General features: G+C 63.9%; 14 protein-coding genes. 6 read left to right on the top strand and 8 right to left on the bottom strand.

Translation table 11 applies throughout. From position 1 onward, the window contains the following. Nucleotides 1–43 precede the first annotated feature (43 nt). The gene (locus C453_RS15935; RefSeq protein ID WP_008326018.1) at nt 44–574 is read left to right on the top strand and encodes a DUF5815 family protein; all 531 of its coding nucleotides are present in this window, start codon (nt 44–46) and stop codon (nt 572–574) included. A 28-nt stretch (nt 575–602) separates the two neighbouring features. Here C453_RS15935 and thiC read toward each other — a convergent pair whose 3' ends face one another. After that, the gene (gene thiC / locus C453_RS15930) at nt 603–2,000 is read right to left on the bottom strand and encodes a phosphomethylpyrimidine synthase ThiC (RefSeq protein WP_049907792.1); all 1,398 of its coding nucleotides are present in this window, start codon (nt 1,998–2,000) and stop codon (nt 603–605) included. A gap of 180 nt (nt 2,001–2,180) precedes the next feature. Further along, complete coding sequence (locus tag C453_RS15925; RefSeq protein ID WP_008326016.1) at nt 2,181–3,203, bottom strand: S66 family peptidase; 1,023 nt, start codon at nt 3,201–3,203, stop codon at nt 2,181–2,183. Nucleotides 3,204–3,347: 144 nt separating this feature from the next. On the opposite strand from C453_RS15925, the gene carB reads away from it, so the two are divergent. Beyond that, on the top strand, nt 3,348–6,602 hold the full coding sequence (gene carB, locus C453_RS15920; protein WP_008326015.1) for a carbamoyl-phosphate synthase large subunit: 3,255 nt from the start codon (nt 3,348–3,350) through the stop codon (nt 6,600–6,602). A 126-nt stretch (nt 6,603–6,728) separates the two neighbouring features. Then, nucleotides 6,729–7,454: an SDR family oxidoreductase gene (locus tag C453_RS15915; RefSeq protein WP_008326014.1), complete on the top strand. Its 726-nt coding sequence runs from the start codon at nt 6,729–6,731 to the stop codon at nt 7,452–7,454. Between the two features lie 25 nt (nt 7,455–7,479). On the opposite strand, the gene C453_RS15910 is transcribed toward C453_RS15915, so the two are convergent. Beyond that, the gene (locus C453_RS15910; protein WP_008326013.1) at nt 7,480–8,301 is read right to left on the bottom strand and encodes an NAD(+)/NADH kinase; all 822 of its coding nucleotides are present in this window, start codon (nt 8,299–8,301) and stop codon (nt 7,480–7,482) included. A gap of 140 nt (nt 8,302–8,441) precedes the next feature. On the opposite strand from C453_RS15910, the gene C453_RS15905 reads away from it, so the two are divergent. Beyond that, the gene (locus C453_RS15905) at nt 8,442–9,683 is read left to right on the top strand and encodes a KaiC domain-containing protein (protein WP_049907752.1); all 1,242 of its coding nucleotides are present in this window, start codon (nt 8,442–8,444) and stop codon (nt 9,681–9,683) included. A 44-nt stretch (nt 9,684–9,727) separates the two neighbouring features. On the opposite strand, the gene C453_RS20255 is transcribed toward C453_RS15905, so the two are convergent. From C453_RS20255 to C453_RS15890, 4 genes are all read right to left on the bottom strand, one after another. Continuing rightward, nucleotides 9,728–9,889, bottom strand: coding sequence for a hypothetical protein (locus C453_RS20255; protein ID WP_160163410.1), 162 nt, complete (start codon nt 9,887–9,889; stop codon nt 9,728–9,730). Between the two features lie 58 nt (nt 9,890–9,947). After that, nucleotides 9,948–10,619, bottom strand: coding sequence for a nitroreductase family protein (locus tag C453_RS15900; protein WP_008326010.1), 672 nt, complete (start codon nt 10,617–10,619; stop codon nt 9,948–9,950). Between the two features lie 196 nt (nt 10,620–10,815). Further along, entirely contained in the window at nt 10,816–11,250 is a 435-nt protein-coding gene (locus C453_RS15895) for a universal stress protein (protein ID WP_008326009.1), read from the bottom strand. 85 nt (nt 11,251–11,335) lie between these two features. Then, the gene (locus C453_RS15890; RefSeq protein ID WP_008326008.1) at nt 11,336–13,279 is read right to left on the bottom strand and encodes an ATP-binding protein; all 1,944 of its coding nucleotides are present in this window, start codon (nt 13,277–13,279) and stop codon (nt 11,336–11,338) included. A gap of 132 nt (nt 13,280–13,411) precedes the next feature. Here C453_RS15890 and C453_RS15885 point away from each other — a divergent pair, with 132 nt between their 5' ends. After that, nucleotides 13,412–13,762: a DUF7113 family protein gene (locus C453_RS15885; protein ID WP_007542737.1), complete on the top strand. Its 351-nt coding sequence runs from the start codon at nt 13,412–13,414 to the stop codon at nt 13,760–13,762. On the opposite strand, the gene C453_RS15880 is transcribed toward C453_RS15885, so the two are convergent. Beyond that, nucleotides 13,763–15,037, bottom strand: coding sequence for a DNA double-strand break repair nuclease NurA (locus C453_RS15880; protein WP_008326007.1), 1,275 nt, complete (start codon nt 15,035–15,037; stop codon nt 13,763–13,765). 131 nt (nt 15,038–15,168) lie between these two features. Between C453_RS15880 and C453_RS15875 the strand changes: the two genes are divergently transcribed. Next, nucleotides 15,169–15,828 (top strand): HAD family hydrolase, encoded by a 660-nt coding sequence (locus tag C453_RS15875; protein ID WP_008326006.1) that lies wholly within the window; start codon nt 15,169–15,171, stop codon nt 15,826–15,828. Nucleotides 15,829–15,838 lie beyond the last annotated feature (10 nt).

The raw sequence follows: 15,838 nt of genomic DNA, 5'->3' as shown, positions 1-15,838 counted from the left end.
CCAGAACGCGACTTTTAAACACCGAGGACCGTAATCCCTCGGTATGTCTGAACCGCGCGTCCCCGGCGGACGCGGGGCGGTCCTCGACCTCCCCTGCGGCGAACAGAAACGCGTCCGTGAACTCGACCTCGGGAAGCGAGAGTTCGACTGTCCCTGTGGCGACGCCCACGCCGTCGTCATGGACGTCCACCCTGCCGACCGATTCCTCCCCGAATTCCTCGTCGAGGTGCTGCAAGGGACCATCGAAACGACGAGCGAGGACATGCCGGAGTTCGGCACGGCCCACCTCATGGGCATCGTCCTCGAAGAGTTCCCCAAGGCGGTCGTCTCCGAGGACGTGTCTGACGACGGCGAAGTCGGGGCCGGCATCGTCTGGGTGACTGACTTCGACTCTCGCCGACTCCACGAGATTATCGTCGAACTGGTCGTCGAACTCATGGAACACGCCGTGAGCCACGCGTCCGACGACGGCGCAATCACCGAGTTCGAAGAGAAGATGCTCCAGTTCGACGTGAGCGAGTTCGTCGAGCAGTACCGCGCCCAGCGCGACCTTGACCCCGGGCCGTACGCCTAACGACGAACCGCCAGCAGGGAGTGCCGGCTTAGTCGTCCGCGTGTGACGACTCCGGCGTGAAGGTGACGCCGTCGATTTCGATTTTCTCGGGGACGCGACTCGTGTCGTGCGTGCCGACCGGCGGGAGGTTCGTCTCCGCCGCGAGCGACTCGCTCAGGTCGGTCTCGTCTTCGATGGCAGTCATCTCGCCGTCCGCGTCGCGCGCGTCCTGGTCGATTCGCATCGAACAGAACTCGACGCCGCACATCGAGCAGAAGCGCGCTTCTTTGTAGTTGTCGCCGGGGAGCGTCTGGTCGTGATAACTCTGGGCGCGCTCGGGGTCGAGCGCGAGGTCGAACTGTCGCCGCCAGTCGAACTGATAGCGCGCTTCCGAGAGCGCGTCGTCCCAGTCGCGCGCGCCGGGCAGGTCGTTCGCAACGTCGGCGGCGTGGGCGGCGATTCGATACGCGGCCAACCCTTCTCGAACGTCTTCCTTCTCGGGTAGCCCGAGGTGTTCTTTCGGCGTGACGTAACACAGCATCGCGGCACCGGCGCGTCCCGCCTCGGTCGCGCCGATGGCGCTCGTGATGTGGTCGTAGCCGGGCGCGACGTCGGTGACGAGCGGGCCGAGGACGTAGAAGGGCGCACCGTCACAGACTTCCTGCTGTTTCTCGACGTTCTCCGCGACCTGGTCCATCGGGACGTGGCCGGGGCCTTCGACCATGACCTGTACGCCGTGGTCCCACGCAGTGCGAGTGAGTTCGCCAAGTGTCTCCAGTTCGGCGTACTGCGCTTCGTCGCCCGCGTCGGCGACACATCCGGGCCGGAGACCGTCGCCGAGCGAGAAGGTCACGTCGTGCTCGGCGAATATCTCACAGAGTTCCTCGAACGCCACGTACAGTGGGTTCTGCATGCTGTTTTCTTCCATCCACTGGGCGAGAATCGACCCCCCGCGTGAGACGATGCCCGTCTTTCGGCCGTCTGTGAGCGGTAGGTGTTCCATCAGCACGCCAGCGTGAATCGTCATGTAATCGACGCCCTGCTCGGCCTGCTTCTCGATGACGTCCACGAGGAGGTCGCGGGTGATGTCTTCCGGACTCTCTGCTTGCTTGACTGCCTCGTAAATCGGGACCGTTCCGACGGGCACGGGCGAGTGAGCCACGTTCGCCTCGCGAATCTCGTCGAGGTTCGTCCCGGTCGAGAGGTCCATCACCGTGTCAGCGCCGTAGTGGACTGCCGTGTGGAGTTTTTCGAGTTCGCCTTTCAAATCACTCGTCTCTTCGCTGTTCCCGATGTTCGCGTTGACCTTCGTGGAGAACTCTCGGCCGATAATCATCGGGTCCAGCGACTCGTGGTTGTGGTTACTCGGGATGACTGCCTGCCCGGATGCAACCTGCTCGCGAACGAACTCCGGTGTTCGATTCTCGCGGTCGGCGATTCGTTCCATCGCCGGGGTAATGGTACCCTCGCGTGCGTGTTGGAGCTGTGTCTGCGCCATATGACCTAGTGATATCACTAAGTAATAGATTTTCTGATGGCACGCTGATGACACGCCGTGCTCACGCTTTTACGCCTAGTAGAACGCTGGCAGCAGAGCGCGCCGAAAACGAGACGACAACGGTGACGGCTACTCGAACCGAACTCGCCCGACAGTGGGGTCGAGCGTCGCCTTCGCGCCGAGTGGAAGCGGGACGTTCGGGTCGGCGTGCCCGAACTCGACGTCGAAGACGGCGGTCGCGTCAGGGTTGTACTCGTCGAGGACAGACAGGACCTCCTCTCGGAGTTGCTCGCCGTAGTCTTCCGGTGGCTCCCACTCTAAGTCAGGTGAGAACGTCCGCGGTCTGCCCATCATCACGCCGTCGAACCGTTCGAGAAGGCCGCGTTCACCCATGGTTCGCAGGGTGTACCGAACCTCGCGGGGAAGGGGCACGTCCTCGGACGTTTCGAGCGCGAGAACCGTCCCGTCGAGGTCCGTGGGGTTCGGAAGGTAGCGATTCGTCTGGAGGTGCCACTTGACGATGGCGAACGACCCGCCCCAGAGGCGGCCTGTCACGCGGTTTTCACCGTGCCACGTCCGGCCGGAGTTTTCGTGCCACTCACGCGACTCTCCAGAGTCGAAGTCGAACCACTCGTCGGTCCACTCGGGAGCCGGTTCGACGACGCCGAGAGACGACTGGAAGAACGCGCGCCGGAGGTAGCGTTCGAGGTAGGGGTGAATCGCCGGGTCGACGGTAAGCGTCGGGTGAAGCGTCGCACCGTAGCTCACGATACCGTGGTTCCAAAGGAACAGCCGAAGGTTGTCGTTGTCGCTGTAGCCGTAGAACCGTGTCGGCGACGCGGTCAGTCGGTCCGGGTCGAGGTGCTTCAGCAGTCGAATCTGGTCGTCGCCGCCGGTGACTGCGATAATACCCCGAATCGTGGGGTCCTCGAACGCGTTCATGATTTCTTCCGCGCGCGCCTGCGGATTGTCTCGAAGCCACTCCCAGTCTTTGTGTGCCGACTCGAAGACGACTGGTTCGAGGTCGAACGTCTCCCGCAACCGGTCGCACGCGCGGTCCAGCATGGACTCGTCGATTGGACGTGAGGGGGCGGCAACGGCGATTCGACTCCCCGGTTCGAGCGGCGGGGGAGTCGTGAACACGTTAGGCATGCGTAGCGTGTTCTCACAACCTCCTCAAAAGCCTTCCCCGGGCGGTCTGTCGGCGCTCGGTGTGATTTTCGAAATTCGCAATCGAGTTTCGGACCTCGTAATTTTTCGCCGGACTTATTACGATGTGCGGATTGGATTGCGACGATGACTGACGAGGACACCCCGGCCGGGACTCAGACAGGAACCGAGGACCGGACGATTCTGCTCATCGGAAGTGGCCCAATCCAGATTGGACAGGCGGCGGAATTCGACTATTCCGGCGCGCAGGCTTGCCGCGCGCTTCAGGAAGAGGGTGCACGAGTTGTCCTCGTCAACTCCAACCCGGCGACGATTATGACGGACCCGGAGATGGCCGACAAGGTCTACATCGAGCCTATCACGACCGACGCCATCGCCGAGATTATTCGGAACGAACGCCCCGACGGCGTCATCGCCGGGCTGGGCGGTCAGACGGGTCTGAACGTCACCGCAGAGTTGGCTGAGGAAGGCGTCCTCGACGAGTTCGATGTCGACATCATGGGGACGCCGCTGGACACGATTTACGCGACCGAGGACCGCGACCTGTTCCGCCAGCGGATGGAGAAAATCGGACAGCCCGTTCCACGTTCGACCACCATCTCGCTGGAAGACGGCGAGAAGGTCTCGAACATCACCGAAGAGGACCTCGAAGTGCGCGTCGAGGACGCCGTCGACGAAGTCGGCGGCCTCCCCGTCATCGCCCGCACGACCTACACGCTCGGCGGCTCCGGGTCCGGCGTCGTCCACGAGATGGACGAACTCGTCGCCCGCGTCCGCAAGGGACTGCGCCTCTCGCGCAACAGCGAGGTGCTCATCACCGAATCCATCTCCGGATGGGTCGAACTCGAATACGAAGTGATGCGCGACGCCGACGACTCCTGTATCATCATCTGTAACATGGAGAACATCGACCCGATGGGTATCCACACCGGCGAGTCGATGGTCGTCACGCCGTCGCAGGTCATCCCCGACGAGGGGCACCAGGAGATGCGCGACGCCGCGCTCGAAGTCATTCGCGAACTCGGGATTCAGGGTGGCTGTAACATCCAGTTCGCGTGGCACGACGACGGCACGCCCGGCGGCGAGTACCGCGTCGTCGAAGTGAACCCACGTGTCTCCCGGTCTTCCGCGCTCGCCTCGAAGGCGACTGGCTACCCAATCGCCCGCGTGACCGCGAAGGTCGCACTCGGCAAGCGCCTCCACGAGATTACCAACGAGATTACCGGCGAGACCACCGCCGCGTTCGAACCCGCAATCGACTACGTGGTGACGAAGATTCCGCGGTGGCCCAAGGACAAGTTCGGCGACGTGGACTTCACGCTCTCGACGGCGATGAAGTCCACGGGCGAGGCGATGGCAATCGGCCGGACCTTCGAGGAGTCGTTCCTCAAGGCGCTTCGCTCCACCGAGTACGAACCCGCTCCCGACTGGGATGAAATCCCGGACGACGAACTCGAAGCCGAGTTCCTCGAACAGCCCTCGCCCGACCGCCCCTACGCCATCTTCGAGGCGTTCGAGCGCGGTTACACGGTCGAGGACGTCGTCGAGATGACCGGCATGAAAGAGTGGTACGTCGAGCGCTTCAGCCGCGTCGTCGAAGCGGTCGAAGCGGCCGCCGAAGGTGACTTCACCGAAGCGGCGACCGTCGGCCACACGAACGCCAGCATCGCAGCGACGACCGGCGCGACCGTCGACGAAGTCGAACAGGAAGTCCCCGGCCGCTCGTACAAACAGGTCGACACCTGTGCTGGCGAGTTCGCCGCACAGACGCCGTACTACTACTCCTCGCGCAAGCCGGAGTTCTTCAGTGGCCCGCTCAAGGGCGCGGCCGCTGGCGAAGAACTGCAGGTCGACCGCGACCTCGAAAGTATCGTCGTGGTCGGCGGCGGCCCGATTCGCATCGGACAGGGTGTCGAGTTCGACTACTGTTCGGTCCACGCGGTGCAGGCGCTCCGCGATATGGGCATCGACGCGCACGTCGTCAACAACAACCCCGAGACGGTCTCGACCGACTACGACACCTCCGACGGCCTGTTCTTCGAACCCATCACGGCCGAGGAAGTCGCGGACGTCATCGAGGCCATCGACGCCGACGGCGTCATGGTCCAGTTCGGCGGCCAGACTTCGGTCAACATCGGCCACCCGCTCGAGTCCGAACTGCAGCGCCGCGGACTCGACTGCGAGGTGCTCGGCACCACCGTCGACGCGATGGACCTCGCCGAGGACCGCGACCGCTTCAACCGCCTGATGGACGACCTCGGCATCCTCCAGCCAGAAGGTGGCTCTGCGACGAGCGAAAAAGAGGCGCTCGAACTCGCCAACGACATCGGCTACCCCGTCCTCGTCCGCCCGTCGTACGTCCTCGGTGGCCGTGCGATGGACGTGGTCCACTCCGACGACGAACTCTGTGAGTACATCGAGGAAGCAGTTCGCGTCTCGCCCGACAAGCCAATCCTCATCGACGAGTTCCTCGCCGACGGCGTCGAACTCGACGTGGACGCTGTCTCCGACGGCGAGAACGTCCTCATCGGTGGTGTGATGGAACACGTCGAGGCCGCTGGCGTCCACTCCGGCGACTCCGCGTGTATGATTCCGCCGCGCTCGCTCGACGAAGAGACGCTGACACGCGTCCGCGAAGTCACAGAGGACATCGCCACGGCACTCGACACGGTCGGCCTGATGAACGTCCAACTGGCTGTCAAGGAGAACGAAGACGGCTCGAACGACGTGTATGTCCTCGAAGCCAACCCGCGTTCCTCGCGTACCGTCCCGTTCGTCTCGAAGGCGACCGGCGTTCCGATTGCCAAACTCGCCGCGAAGGTCATGGCGGGCCAGACGCTGGACGAACTTGACGCAGCCGAGCAGATTCCCGAGCAGGTCTCGGTCAAGGAAGTCGTCCTTCCGTTCGACCGCCTGCCGGGTTCGGACCCGCGCCTCGGCCCGGAGATGAAGTCTACGGGTGAGGTCATGGGCACCGCGACCACGTTCGGCAAGGCCTACGAGAAGGCTCAGGCCGCCGCGGGCGACGCCGTTCCCGACGCTGGAACGGCTCTCATCGACCTCTCGGACTCCGAGTTCCCGGACGCCGACAGTGAGGCCGGACAGGAGCTCCTCGACGACTTCGCCGAGTTCTACGATGTTGTCACGCCCGACGACTTCGAGGGTGACGCCATGCTCACCACGCTCCGTGAGGGCGAAATCGACTTCGTCGTCTCGCGGAACCGCGAACTGCTCATCGACTGCGTCGAAGAAGACGTGAGCTACTTCTCGACGCTCGCCTCGGCGAAAGCCGCGCTCGAAGCGCGCGCCTCGGCCGACGAAGATATCGACGTCCACCCCGTCTCCGAGCGTCCGCGCGTCGTCGCCAACTGGGGCCAGTAAGGCACTCCGACGGCACGCTGCGACCCGCTTTTACACACGCGAACCGCGTTTCGACCACTCCCTTTCGGGATACCCGACTTTTGACGCGTCCACGAAGGTTATTGACCCCCGCCGCTACGTGTGGGTATGACACGGACCGACGGACGCGTGCTCGTGGCAGGAGCGACAGGAAAGACCGGCCAGCACGTCGTCGAGGCGTTGTCGGAGACGCCGTTCGTCGTGCGGGCGGTTACTCGCGATGCGGACGCTGCCGATTCGCTCCGGGCGCAGGGCGTCGACGAAGTCGTCGTTGGCGACCTTCTCGACCCTGACGACGCGGCGCGTGCGGTGGCTGATGTCGATGCGGTCGTCTCAGCAGCCGGGGCCGCGCTTCGCCTCGAAGATATCCGCGGCGACCTCGTCGACGGCACGGGCCTCGTCAACCTCATCGACGCGGCGGCCGACGCGGACGTCAAACGCTTCGTTCTCACCTCGTCTATCGGCGTTGGCGACTCCAAGGGTGGTCTTCCGCTCTCTATTCGCGCAGTTCTCACCGCTGGGGGTGTCCTCTCGGCCAAAGAACGCAGCGAGGAGCGCCTGAAAGAAACCTCGATGGACTACACTATCGTCCGACCGGGCGCGCTGACTGATTCTCCGGCGACAGGCGACGTGCTCGTCGGCGAGGGCGGCGACTCGGTCTGCGGGAGCATCCCCCGCGCCGACGTTGCAAACGTGCTCGTTCACGCGCTCTTTACGCCGGAGACGGAGAACCGAACGTTCGAAATCGTCTCGCAACCCGGACTTCGCGACCCGCCGAACACACTCGTCGATGTCGAGTGGGGGCAGATTCCGCGCGCAGAACCAGCCGAGTGAGTGGCTGTCGAACGGCGGCGGCGTACTAGTCGAGTTTTCCGAGGGCTTCGAAGAAATCCGAGGTCGGTCCGGCGAGTCGGACTGGTGAGTCAGACTGCTCGATAGTGACCTCGATTGGGGGTTCGACGGTTCGTCGCGTCCGACCGTCGCCGACGACGATGGCTTCCTCGGCATCTGTGACCGTTACGGTCACTGTGGCGTCGAGTGGGACGACGAGCGAGGGCATCCCCTCGCTGGCGGCCATCTCCGTGACGACGAGACCTTCGACGCCGGGGTGGACGAGTGGGCCGCTCTCGCTGAGGTTGTAGGCCGTGCTCCCTGCGGGCGTCGACACGAGGACGCCGTCGGCGTGCCCGCCGGAGTACAGCGAGCCATCGACACGAACCTCGATGCCTGCGCCCCCGCCGTGGCCTCGGCGGGGGCCGTGGACGACGACCTCGTTCATCGCGGGGTCCAGTTCCCAGTCGTCGCCCCGGGCGACGATGCGCGGGACTTCGCGAATCGCTGGTTCGTCGGCGCGGATTTGTTCGACTACGTCGAGGACGGCGTCGATGGCGTCGTCGGGCGAGACGGCGTTGAGAAAGCCGACTTCGCCGAGGTTGACGCCGAGAATCGGCACGCCGTCGCCCCCACGGGCGGCATAGAGGAATGTACCGTCACCGCCGATACTCACCACGAGGTCGCAGTCGGCGAACTCCTCGACCGGGAGGCCGTCGATACCGAGTTGTTCGGCCGTCGCGTCGTCGACCAGTGCCTCGGCATCGACGGCCGCGAGTGCCTCGCGCATGTCTGCCGCGAGATACGCGGCTCGACTGTTACCCTTCTGCGCGACGATGCCGACGTTCATAGCCCGCGGTTCGATGGCCCCGGTCAAAAGCCCACCGTCACAGGCGGGCCAATACGGGAAACGTTCATCACGTCCGCTGCCAACGTTGTTGTGATGGCAGCGACGGAAGTCGTCCACTTGGGCTCCCGCTGGTGGTTCCCGTGAGCGACGACGACTGGTTCGAACGGGCCCTCCAAGAGGCCGACGAACAAGCCGACACCGACGAACAAGCCGCTGACGAGGAAGAAATCAGCGACGACGAGGAAGTCGACGACCACGCGGAGTCAGAGTCCCCAGCCGACGAGACAGCATCGGCGGTTGACGAGACGGAATCTGAGTTCGACGAGACGGAAACGGCAGTCGACGAGACAGCAACTGAGTTCGACGACACGGCACCGACCCCCGACACAGAGACACCTGTCGAGACGGACGACGACACACTGTCTGCGCCGGGGTCGGACGCCGGTTTCGACGCCGAAGGCGACGCATCGATGCCCGAGACGTCCGCGGACGAGTCGGACGACAACCCCTTCGGAACCGACTTCGCGACCGCGCTCGAGAATGCCCCGTCGCCGGACACCATGGGTGGCGCACCGGGCGAAGGTGGGTCGAGTGAACCGGGTGCAGGATTCGGATTCGGCGGTGGCGGTGGTGCCCCCGGCGGGCAAGGCTCCCCATCGTTCGACGACGAGGACTTCGAATCCGATATCGACCGTATCGACGTCGGAATCAGCGGTCTCGACGAGATGATTCTCGGCGGAGTTCCGAAGCGTTCGCTCATGGTCGCTATCGGGAGCGCCGGGACAGGGAAGACGACGTTCGGAATTCAGTTCCTCCACGAAGCGCTCAAAAACGGTGGCAGTGGAGTCTACATCACGCTCGAAGAGAGTCGCGAACGCATCCTCGATACGGCCGACGAGAAGGGATGGGACTTCTCAGGATACGAAGACGATGGCCAACTGTCGGTCGTCGCCATGGACCCCGTGGAGATGGCAAACAGCCTCACGAGCATTCGAAACGATCTCCCGCGTCTCGTCGAGCAGTTCGGTGCCGACAGGCTCGTCCTCGACTCGGTGTCGCTTCTCGAGATGATGTACGACCACCCGTCGAAGCGCCGCAGCGAGGTGTTCGACTTCGCGCGGTCGCTCAAGAACGCCGGCGTGACGACGATGCTCACTTCCGAAGCAGACAGAGACAATCCGCACACGTCGCGTCACGGCCTCGTCGAATATCTCGCCGACGCCGTGTTCGTCCTGCAGTACGTTCGTCCCGACGACTTCCGGGAGACGCGACTGGCAATCGAGATTCAGAAGATTCGCGATGCGAATCACTCGCGGGAGACGAAACCGTACGAACTCACCGACGAGGGTATCAGCGTCTACCGACAGGCGAACATCTTCTGATTGCGAGAAACGAGCCTTCTTCTATCGGGTCACGTCCTGTCGCGTCACTCGATGTCTTCGAGCGAGTCGTAGTCGCTCCAGCACTCACACTCTAAGTCGTCGATAGAGGTCACCTCGTCGGGCAGGTCGGAAATCGACATTCCGGCGCCGACGTCCTCGCAATCGTCGGCATGTATCGAGAAGTCATCACTCGACATGATTGGCATACTCGCACGTACCGACTCATCTGTGATAAAGCTATGAATTATCGCTCGGAGTTGCGGATTAGTCGTCTGCCGGGGCGGGGTCGGCAGACTGCTCCGGGGTGAACTCCTCGTAGTGGACGACTTCGTCTACTGGGCGGCGATACTTGCGCTCGGCGTCCAGTTCACCAGCGTCGGCGGCGGGGATGCCCATCGTCAGCAGCATCACGGGTTCGTACTGGTCGCCGTCGACGTCGAAGGCGTCGAGGACGGCGTCGGAGTCGAAGCCGCCGATGGGACAGGTGGCGACGCCCTCGTTCCACGCGGCGTGCATGAGCGACATCGCGACGAGCGAGGTCGAACGGACGGTCCAGACCCGGCGTTCCTGTTCGGGGAGGTCGGCCATGCCAGCGATGTTTTCGAGAATCCCATCGCGGACTTCCTCGTTCGGCAGGTAGCCCTTTTCGAGCATGTCGTCGGCGACGGTTTCGGCGTGCGCTTCGGGATCCTTGTTACCGAGGATGACGACCGATGCGGCGGCACCAGTGACGTGCTCTTGGTCGTAGGCGGCTTCACGGAGGGCTTCCTGCGTTTCATCTTCGCGCAGGACGACAAACTCCCACGGCTGAAGGTTGTAGCTCGACGGTGCCTGAATCGCGTTCTCGAATATTGTTTCGAGCGTCTCGTCGTCGAGCGGTTCGTCGGCGTACTCGTGGAGCGAACGGCGGGTCGTGGCGACCTCTTCGAAATCCATTATTTACCGAAATGGCCCTCGGCATAATAGGACGTGTGAACCCGGTCGAAAACGCCGATTTCGGTGTGCTCGCACCACTCGTTGCGTCAATCTCACCTAATAACACTCGTGTAACTACGACGGCAACGTGGGCGGCCCCCGAGAAACAGTCACTCGACGCTCGTCACGTGCCCGCGTTCGAAGCCGCGTGTCTGTCTCATCTGACGATAGTCACCGGAACGGGCGCATGTCGAACGACCGCTTCCGCGACGCTCCCGAGGACGATGCGCGAGACACCCGTGCGGCCGTGGCTGCCCATCACGACGTGGTCGAAGTCCGCGTCGTCGGCTTCCAGTACGTCCACGATGGTTCCGGCAGGGCTTCCGACTGCGATTTTTTCATCGACCTCGCGGTCGCTGTCGACCAGTCCGACCTCGGCTTTCGCCTCTGCGAACGTCTCTCGTGCCTCGCGTTTTTCTTCTTGGTACCACTCTTGGGTTCCGCTGAGCGCCCGTTCTCTGTAGTCGGCGTTGGAGGGATTGATGATGTGAAGCAGCGTCAGTCGTGCGTCGGGCCACTCCGAAGCGGCAAACCGGAGCGCAGCGATGGACTGCGGCGACCCGTCGACAGGAACGAGCACGTGTTCGGCCATGCAACGCCCTAATCGGTGCGAGGACAAAAACCCGGGCGACGGGCGGGGAAGATTCGCTGTCGTGATGCAGTCGTGGCGACGCGGGTCAGTCGCCGTGGCGCGTCACACACGTCGAGAGGCCAGTCAGTTCGACCGGTTCGGAGTTGTCCGGCGAGTAGACGACCATCTGGCCTTTCTCCATGTACGGGACCTTGTCTTCGAGGTTCGGCGGGATGTTGACGCTCTTGATAGCGTCTTCGTCACCGAGGTTGAGCACGACTTTCGTGTTCACCTGTTTGAACACCGGGTCGGCGATGTCCTGTGGGTCCTGCGTGATGAGAAACAGGCCGAGTCGCTCTTTGCGACCCTGTTTGGCCGCTTCCGTGAACTTCTGGATGACCTTCTGGGCCTGCACGGTGTCGGCGTCGGTCAGGAAGTTGTGGGCCTCGTCCATCCCCAGCACTAGCGGTGTCTCTTTGATTCGCTCGCTTTCGGGGTCGTTCGAGAGTTTGTCGTCGATGAGAAGCGACGAGACGGCGAGGACGAATAGCTCTTTGGCGCGACTCGACGGCAGGTGATAGGTTGGAACGACGGTCAGGCCACCGGGTCGGACGAGTTCGTGGTCGAGGTCCGTGATTGGCCGCGCATCTTGGTCGAACACCCCGCTCGGAACGCCTCGAACCCGGCGCTTGACCGCGTCGAACGTCGCTTCGTGGACGCGCCCGGACTCGTGGAGTTCCTCTTTGAGCGCCGGGTCGTCGAGGAACGTCAGGAACTCGTCGTAGGTTCCTTGGTCGCCGTAGTTGCGGAAGAACCGATTCAGCAGTTCGAGGAGCGCCGGATACTGGTTATCGTTGAGATTGCTTCCAGCGACCAACCACGGGAGGTCTCGGGCCATCGAGAAGGGGATGGTGAACTCCAACTGCTCGGCGCGGTGGTTCGACCCCGGATACGACGACCCGGCCATCTTGGGGACGAGTGCGACAGTGTCGTCGTGGCCGCCGTACGCGATACCCTCACGCTCGTAGCGCTGGGCGGTTTCGGCGTCCATATCCGGGTTGTCGTCGTGCATCTGGGCGTATTCGTCCTGTGGGTCGAACTGGACGACTGCGGTCTGTACGTCTCGGCCGTCGTCCATCTCGTAGGTTCGCTCGGGAGAGAGATACTGCCGGAGGATATTTTTCGACCCGTGGGTTTTTCCCGACCCGGTTCCGCCCGCGACAAGGGTGTGTCGGAAGACCAGTGGGTCGCCGTCGGTGTAGTCGTCTTTCAGTCGATAGTCGATGGTCGGCGGTTGTGCCGCGGTTCGGACCTTCTCGCCGCTGACGGAGAGATGGCCGAGGAAGACGCCCTCCTCGGGAATCTTCAGTCCGGTCTTGATTTGCGTCGCGTCGTCTGCTTCGCCGACTGTCGCACCCGGTTTGGGCACGCGGTCGACCATCCGGCGCTTCAGTTCGCCGCGGTCCGAAAACAGCACCGCGATGGGGTCGAGTTCGGCGACGAACTTGTAGTCGCGCTCGGCAAACTCCTCGGCCGACCGGCGCATCGCCCGGCGGGCGTGAATCTCGGTCGCGTCGTCGGCCTGGAACTCCTGGGCGTACTCCAGGCCGACGATTCGGCAGAACAGCAGTTCGTCGCCCGGATAGGGGACGATGAGGTACTTTCCGAGACGGACGTGCTCGCGGTTGCCCGCCGTGACGAACGCCCGCAGCGTCGTTCGGTCTCGGTCCTCAGAGACGCGAAGCCCCTGCGAGACCGAGAGCGCACCGAGACCGCGTTCGGTGCCGACGGGGTCCGCATCGTACTGTTCGAAGGAGACGCTGTCGTCTGCTGTCGCCTCCGCCGCGACGTCGCCGCGCTCACTACCAGTCTCGCCGCGGTCAGCGTCGTATCCTGTGACGGCGTCCTCGCCTTCGCTGTCGTCCGACTGGTCGCGTGGCTCGGGCTGAGACGCAAGCTCGGACTCGGACTCAAACTCGGACGCGGAGTCAGTGGTCGCGTCGTCGTCCTCGTCGCCGACGAAGTCGTTGAAGTCCCCCAGGTCAGTCATGTCCGAAGGCTCTCGGGCGACGAGTAAAAAGTCTCACCACCGGCCGTGGTGGGGATGCCACCGACCATCGCGTCGTCTCGGCGGACACGCTTTTCTCGCACGCCTTTTCAGTGTCGCCGCCCTAGGATAGCTATGCTCTTGGTCCGCGGTCACGGCGGCGGAACTGCCCTCACTGGCACGATTTTCGAACGGGGTGAAGAAGCGCCCAGCTACCGGGGTGCGCCCGACGAGGACGCGCCCTACGTCTGGGTCTGCGACGAGTTCTACGAAGTCGAAAGCGGCGGCACCGAAACGACCATCGACGGGCAGAAGATTCGGGTCGCGTTCGACACGCCGCTTCCCCGCGGCTTCGACACTCGCGAGCAAGCGATTACGGCGGCAAAAGAACACATTCGGACGCAGTTCGCGCGCGTCGGTGTCGCCAGCACCGACGTCCGAATCGAAGTTATCAGGCCGGAAGACGAAGGCGACGCCGCGGCCTGACTACTCGCCTTCGCCTTCGTGCCAGCGCACGTCGTCGTAGGTGCGCATCGACCCCGACGACAGCGTCTCTTCTAACTTCCGGCGAAGCGCGGCTTTTTCGACGCCACTCACCCGCGCGAGTTCGTCGGCTTTCGCGATTGCCTTCGGCGGGCCGCGCTCGGCCGCCACATCGCGAACGAGGTGGTGCATTAGGTCCTCGCGGACGTCCGGGTCTTTCGTGAACGCGTAGGGCGCTTCGATTCGGTAGCAGACGTCGGTCCGCGGGTCGTACAGGACGAAGAACGTGACCGTGTACGCCTCCGGGTCGAGTTTTCGGTCGATACCGAAGGCGTCGCCGTCGGCGCTCAACTGACGGTCGGCCCCGCCGCGCGAGACGAACCAGTTCGTGAACGTGAGCGCGTTCGTCTCTCTGCCTTCGTGGTCGACTCCATCGCCACGTTCGAGCAGGTGGACGAAAAACGAGGTGTCGTCGATCCACGGTACGTCGCCGCCGCCGGTCTCCCGGAAGTGCTTCTGGACGGTCTTGACGATGTTCTTCGCGGCGGGGTTCTTGACGAATCCGGCCAGTGGAACGTCTCGCTCGACGAAGTGTTCGACGAGACGGACGTAGTTCTCGACGACCTGCTTCGGCTTGGCCTCCCGCGCGAGGTCGCGGAGTTCCGCGTCGCGGTCTTGCCAACTCAGGAGTTCCTTGGGGTACAGCGGGCCGTCGAGAAGGAGCAGGTCGTCGACCTTCTCGGCGTGTTCGAGCGCGTGCGAACTCTCGGCGAGATACAGCGAGAGCGCGTGAACGACGCCCTCTGCGTACTTACTGACCCGCGGTGCACGGAGCGTTCGACGACGACCGTATCCTTCGTCAGAGCGGTACCACTCGTCGTCGAAGTGGGCGGTTCGGTCGCGCGTGTGGACCGTCATGACGATGCTGCGGTGGCGGTGGAGGTCGAGGTTCGAGGGGTCCGACGCCATCGCGGCGTGTGCGACGTCGAGGACGAGGCCGTTCTTGAACGTCGTCGGGTTGATGGTCCCGGAGTCGAGTCCGTGGACGGTTGGAAACGGCGAGTCCGCGAGCGCGATGTCGTCGATTGCGGCCGCGTAGAGTTGCTGGTCGCCCAGCGCCTCGACGATGGGCAAGCCGCCGTCGGTGGCGCGAAGCGGGTCGAGCCACTGTTCCCACACCGTCCGCGCGATGTCGTCGTGGTCGGCGTCGTCGACCGACGTGGCGATAGCGCCCGCCATCGACGCGATGTCGTCGACGTGGACGGGGTCGAGCGTCATACCTCGGCGTCGTCGCGGACAGTAAAAAACCCGCCTCTCCATCGGAGGCGACTCCCGCGCCCAAACGACAGTTGATGCACTGCCGGTTCCCGGCACGCTCATATCACTTGCTGTCCAAGGCTCCGACGACGATGTCTGTCACCGCAGTCGGGTTCGACCTCGACTACACGCTCGCCGTCCCGACGCGGGACCGCGAGACAATCCTCGAAGAAGCTGCGGCTGCGGCGGGCGCACCGCAACTGTCTCGAGAGGCGTATCTGGAGGCGCACCAACAAAACCTCACGAACCGCACTCGGACGCCGATTTTCGAGTCACTGCTCGCCGAGCACGACTCGGCGGTGGATCCGAAGCACGTGGCGACGGCCTACCGCGAACGCATCACTGACGCTGTCGTCCCCGTCGAGGGCGTCGCGGCGATGCTCGCGGGGCTTAGAACGACCTACCGCGTCGGCCTCCTCACCAACGGTCCGGTCGTCGCACAGGAGGCGAAACTCGACAAACTCGGCTGGAACGACTACTTCGACGCCGCCCTCGTGACCGGCGCGCTCCCGGCTGGCAAACCGGACGGACGGGCGTTCGACGCGCTCCTCGATGCGCTCGACGTCGAGCCCGACGAACTGGTCTACGTCGGCGACAGCGTCCACCACGATATCGCCGGTGCGCACGACGTCGGTATCCGTCCCGTTCAGGTGCTCGGCGAGGGCTGTGACGACCCGGACCCACGGGCTATCGCACACATCCCTCGCGCCGAACTCCCGACGCGACTCCCCGAACTGCTCGCCGACCTCTGAAACTGCTCGC

Origin of the sequence: Haloferax elongans ATCC BAA-1513 (genome assembly GCF_000336755.1) — an archaeon.
GTDB lineage: Archaea > Halobacteriota > Halobacteria > Halobacteriales > Haloferacaceae > Haloferax > Haloferax elongans.
This window is presented reverse-complemented; position numbering and strand designations above follow the sequence as displayed.

What these genes read in the sequence shown, in the direction of transcription:
- C453_RS15910 (WP_008326013.1), bottom strand. Translation starts at nt 8,301, where the DNA reads ATGAACGTCGGCATCGTCGCGCAGAAGGGTAACAGTCGAGCCGCGTAT.
- C453_RS15925 (WP_008326016.1), bottom strand. Translation starts at nt 3,203, where the DNA reads ATGCCTAACGTGTTCACGACTCCCCCGCCGCTCGAACCGGGGAGTCGA.
- C453_RS15885 (WP_007542737.1), top strand. Translation starts at nt 13,412, where the DNA reads ATGCTCTTGGTCCGCGGTCACGGCGGCGGAACTGCCCTCACTGGCACG.
- C453_RS15935 (WP_008326018.1), top strand. Translation starts at nt 44, where the DNA reads ATGTCTGAACCGCGCGTCCCCGGCGGACGCGGGGCGGTCCTCGACCTC.
- C453_RS20255 (WP_160163410.1), bottom strand. Translation starts at nt 9,889, where the DNA reads ATGCCAATCATGTCGAGTGATGACTTCTCGATACATGCCGACGATTGC.
- C453_RS15900 (WP_008326010.1), bottom strand. Translation starts at nt 10,619, where the DNA reads ATGGATTTCGAAGAGGTCGCCACGACCCGCCGTTCGCTCCACGAGTAC.
- C453_RS15880 (WP_008326007.1), bottom strand. Translation starts at nt 15,037, where the DNA reads ATGACGCTCGACCCCGTCCACGTCGACGACATCGCGTCGATGGCGGGC.
- carB (WP_008326015.1), top strand. Translation starts at nt 3,348, where the DNA reads ATGACTGACGAGGACACCCCGGCCGGGACTCAGACAGGAACCGAGGAC.
- C453_RS15895 (WP_008326009.1), bottom strand. Translation starts at nt 11,250, where the DNA reads ATGGCCGAACACGTGCTCGTTCCTGTCGACGGGTCGCCGCAGTCCATC.
- C453_RS15915 (WP_008326014.1), top strand. Translation starts at nt 6,729, where the DNA reads ATGACACGGACCGACGGACGCGTGCTCGTGGCAGGAGCGACAGGAAAG.
- C453_RS15890 (WP_008326008.1), bottom strand. Translation starts at nt 13,279, where the DNA reads ATGACTGACCTGGGGGACTTCAACGACTTCGTCGGCGACGAGGACGAC.
- thiC (WP_049907792.1), bottom strand. Translation starts at nt 2,000, where the DNA reads ATGGAACGAATCGCCGACCGCGAGAATCGAACACCGGAGTTCGTTCGC.
- C453_RS15875 (WP_008326006.1), top strand. Translation starts at nt 15,169, where the DNA reads ATGTCTGTCACCGCAGTCGGGTTCGACCTCGACTACACGCTCGCCGTC.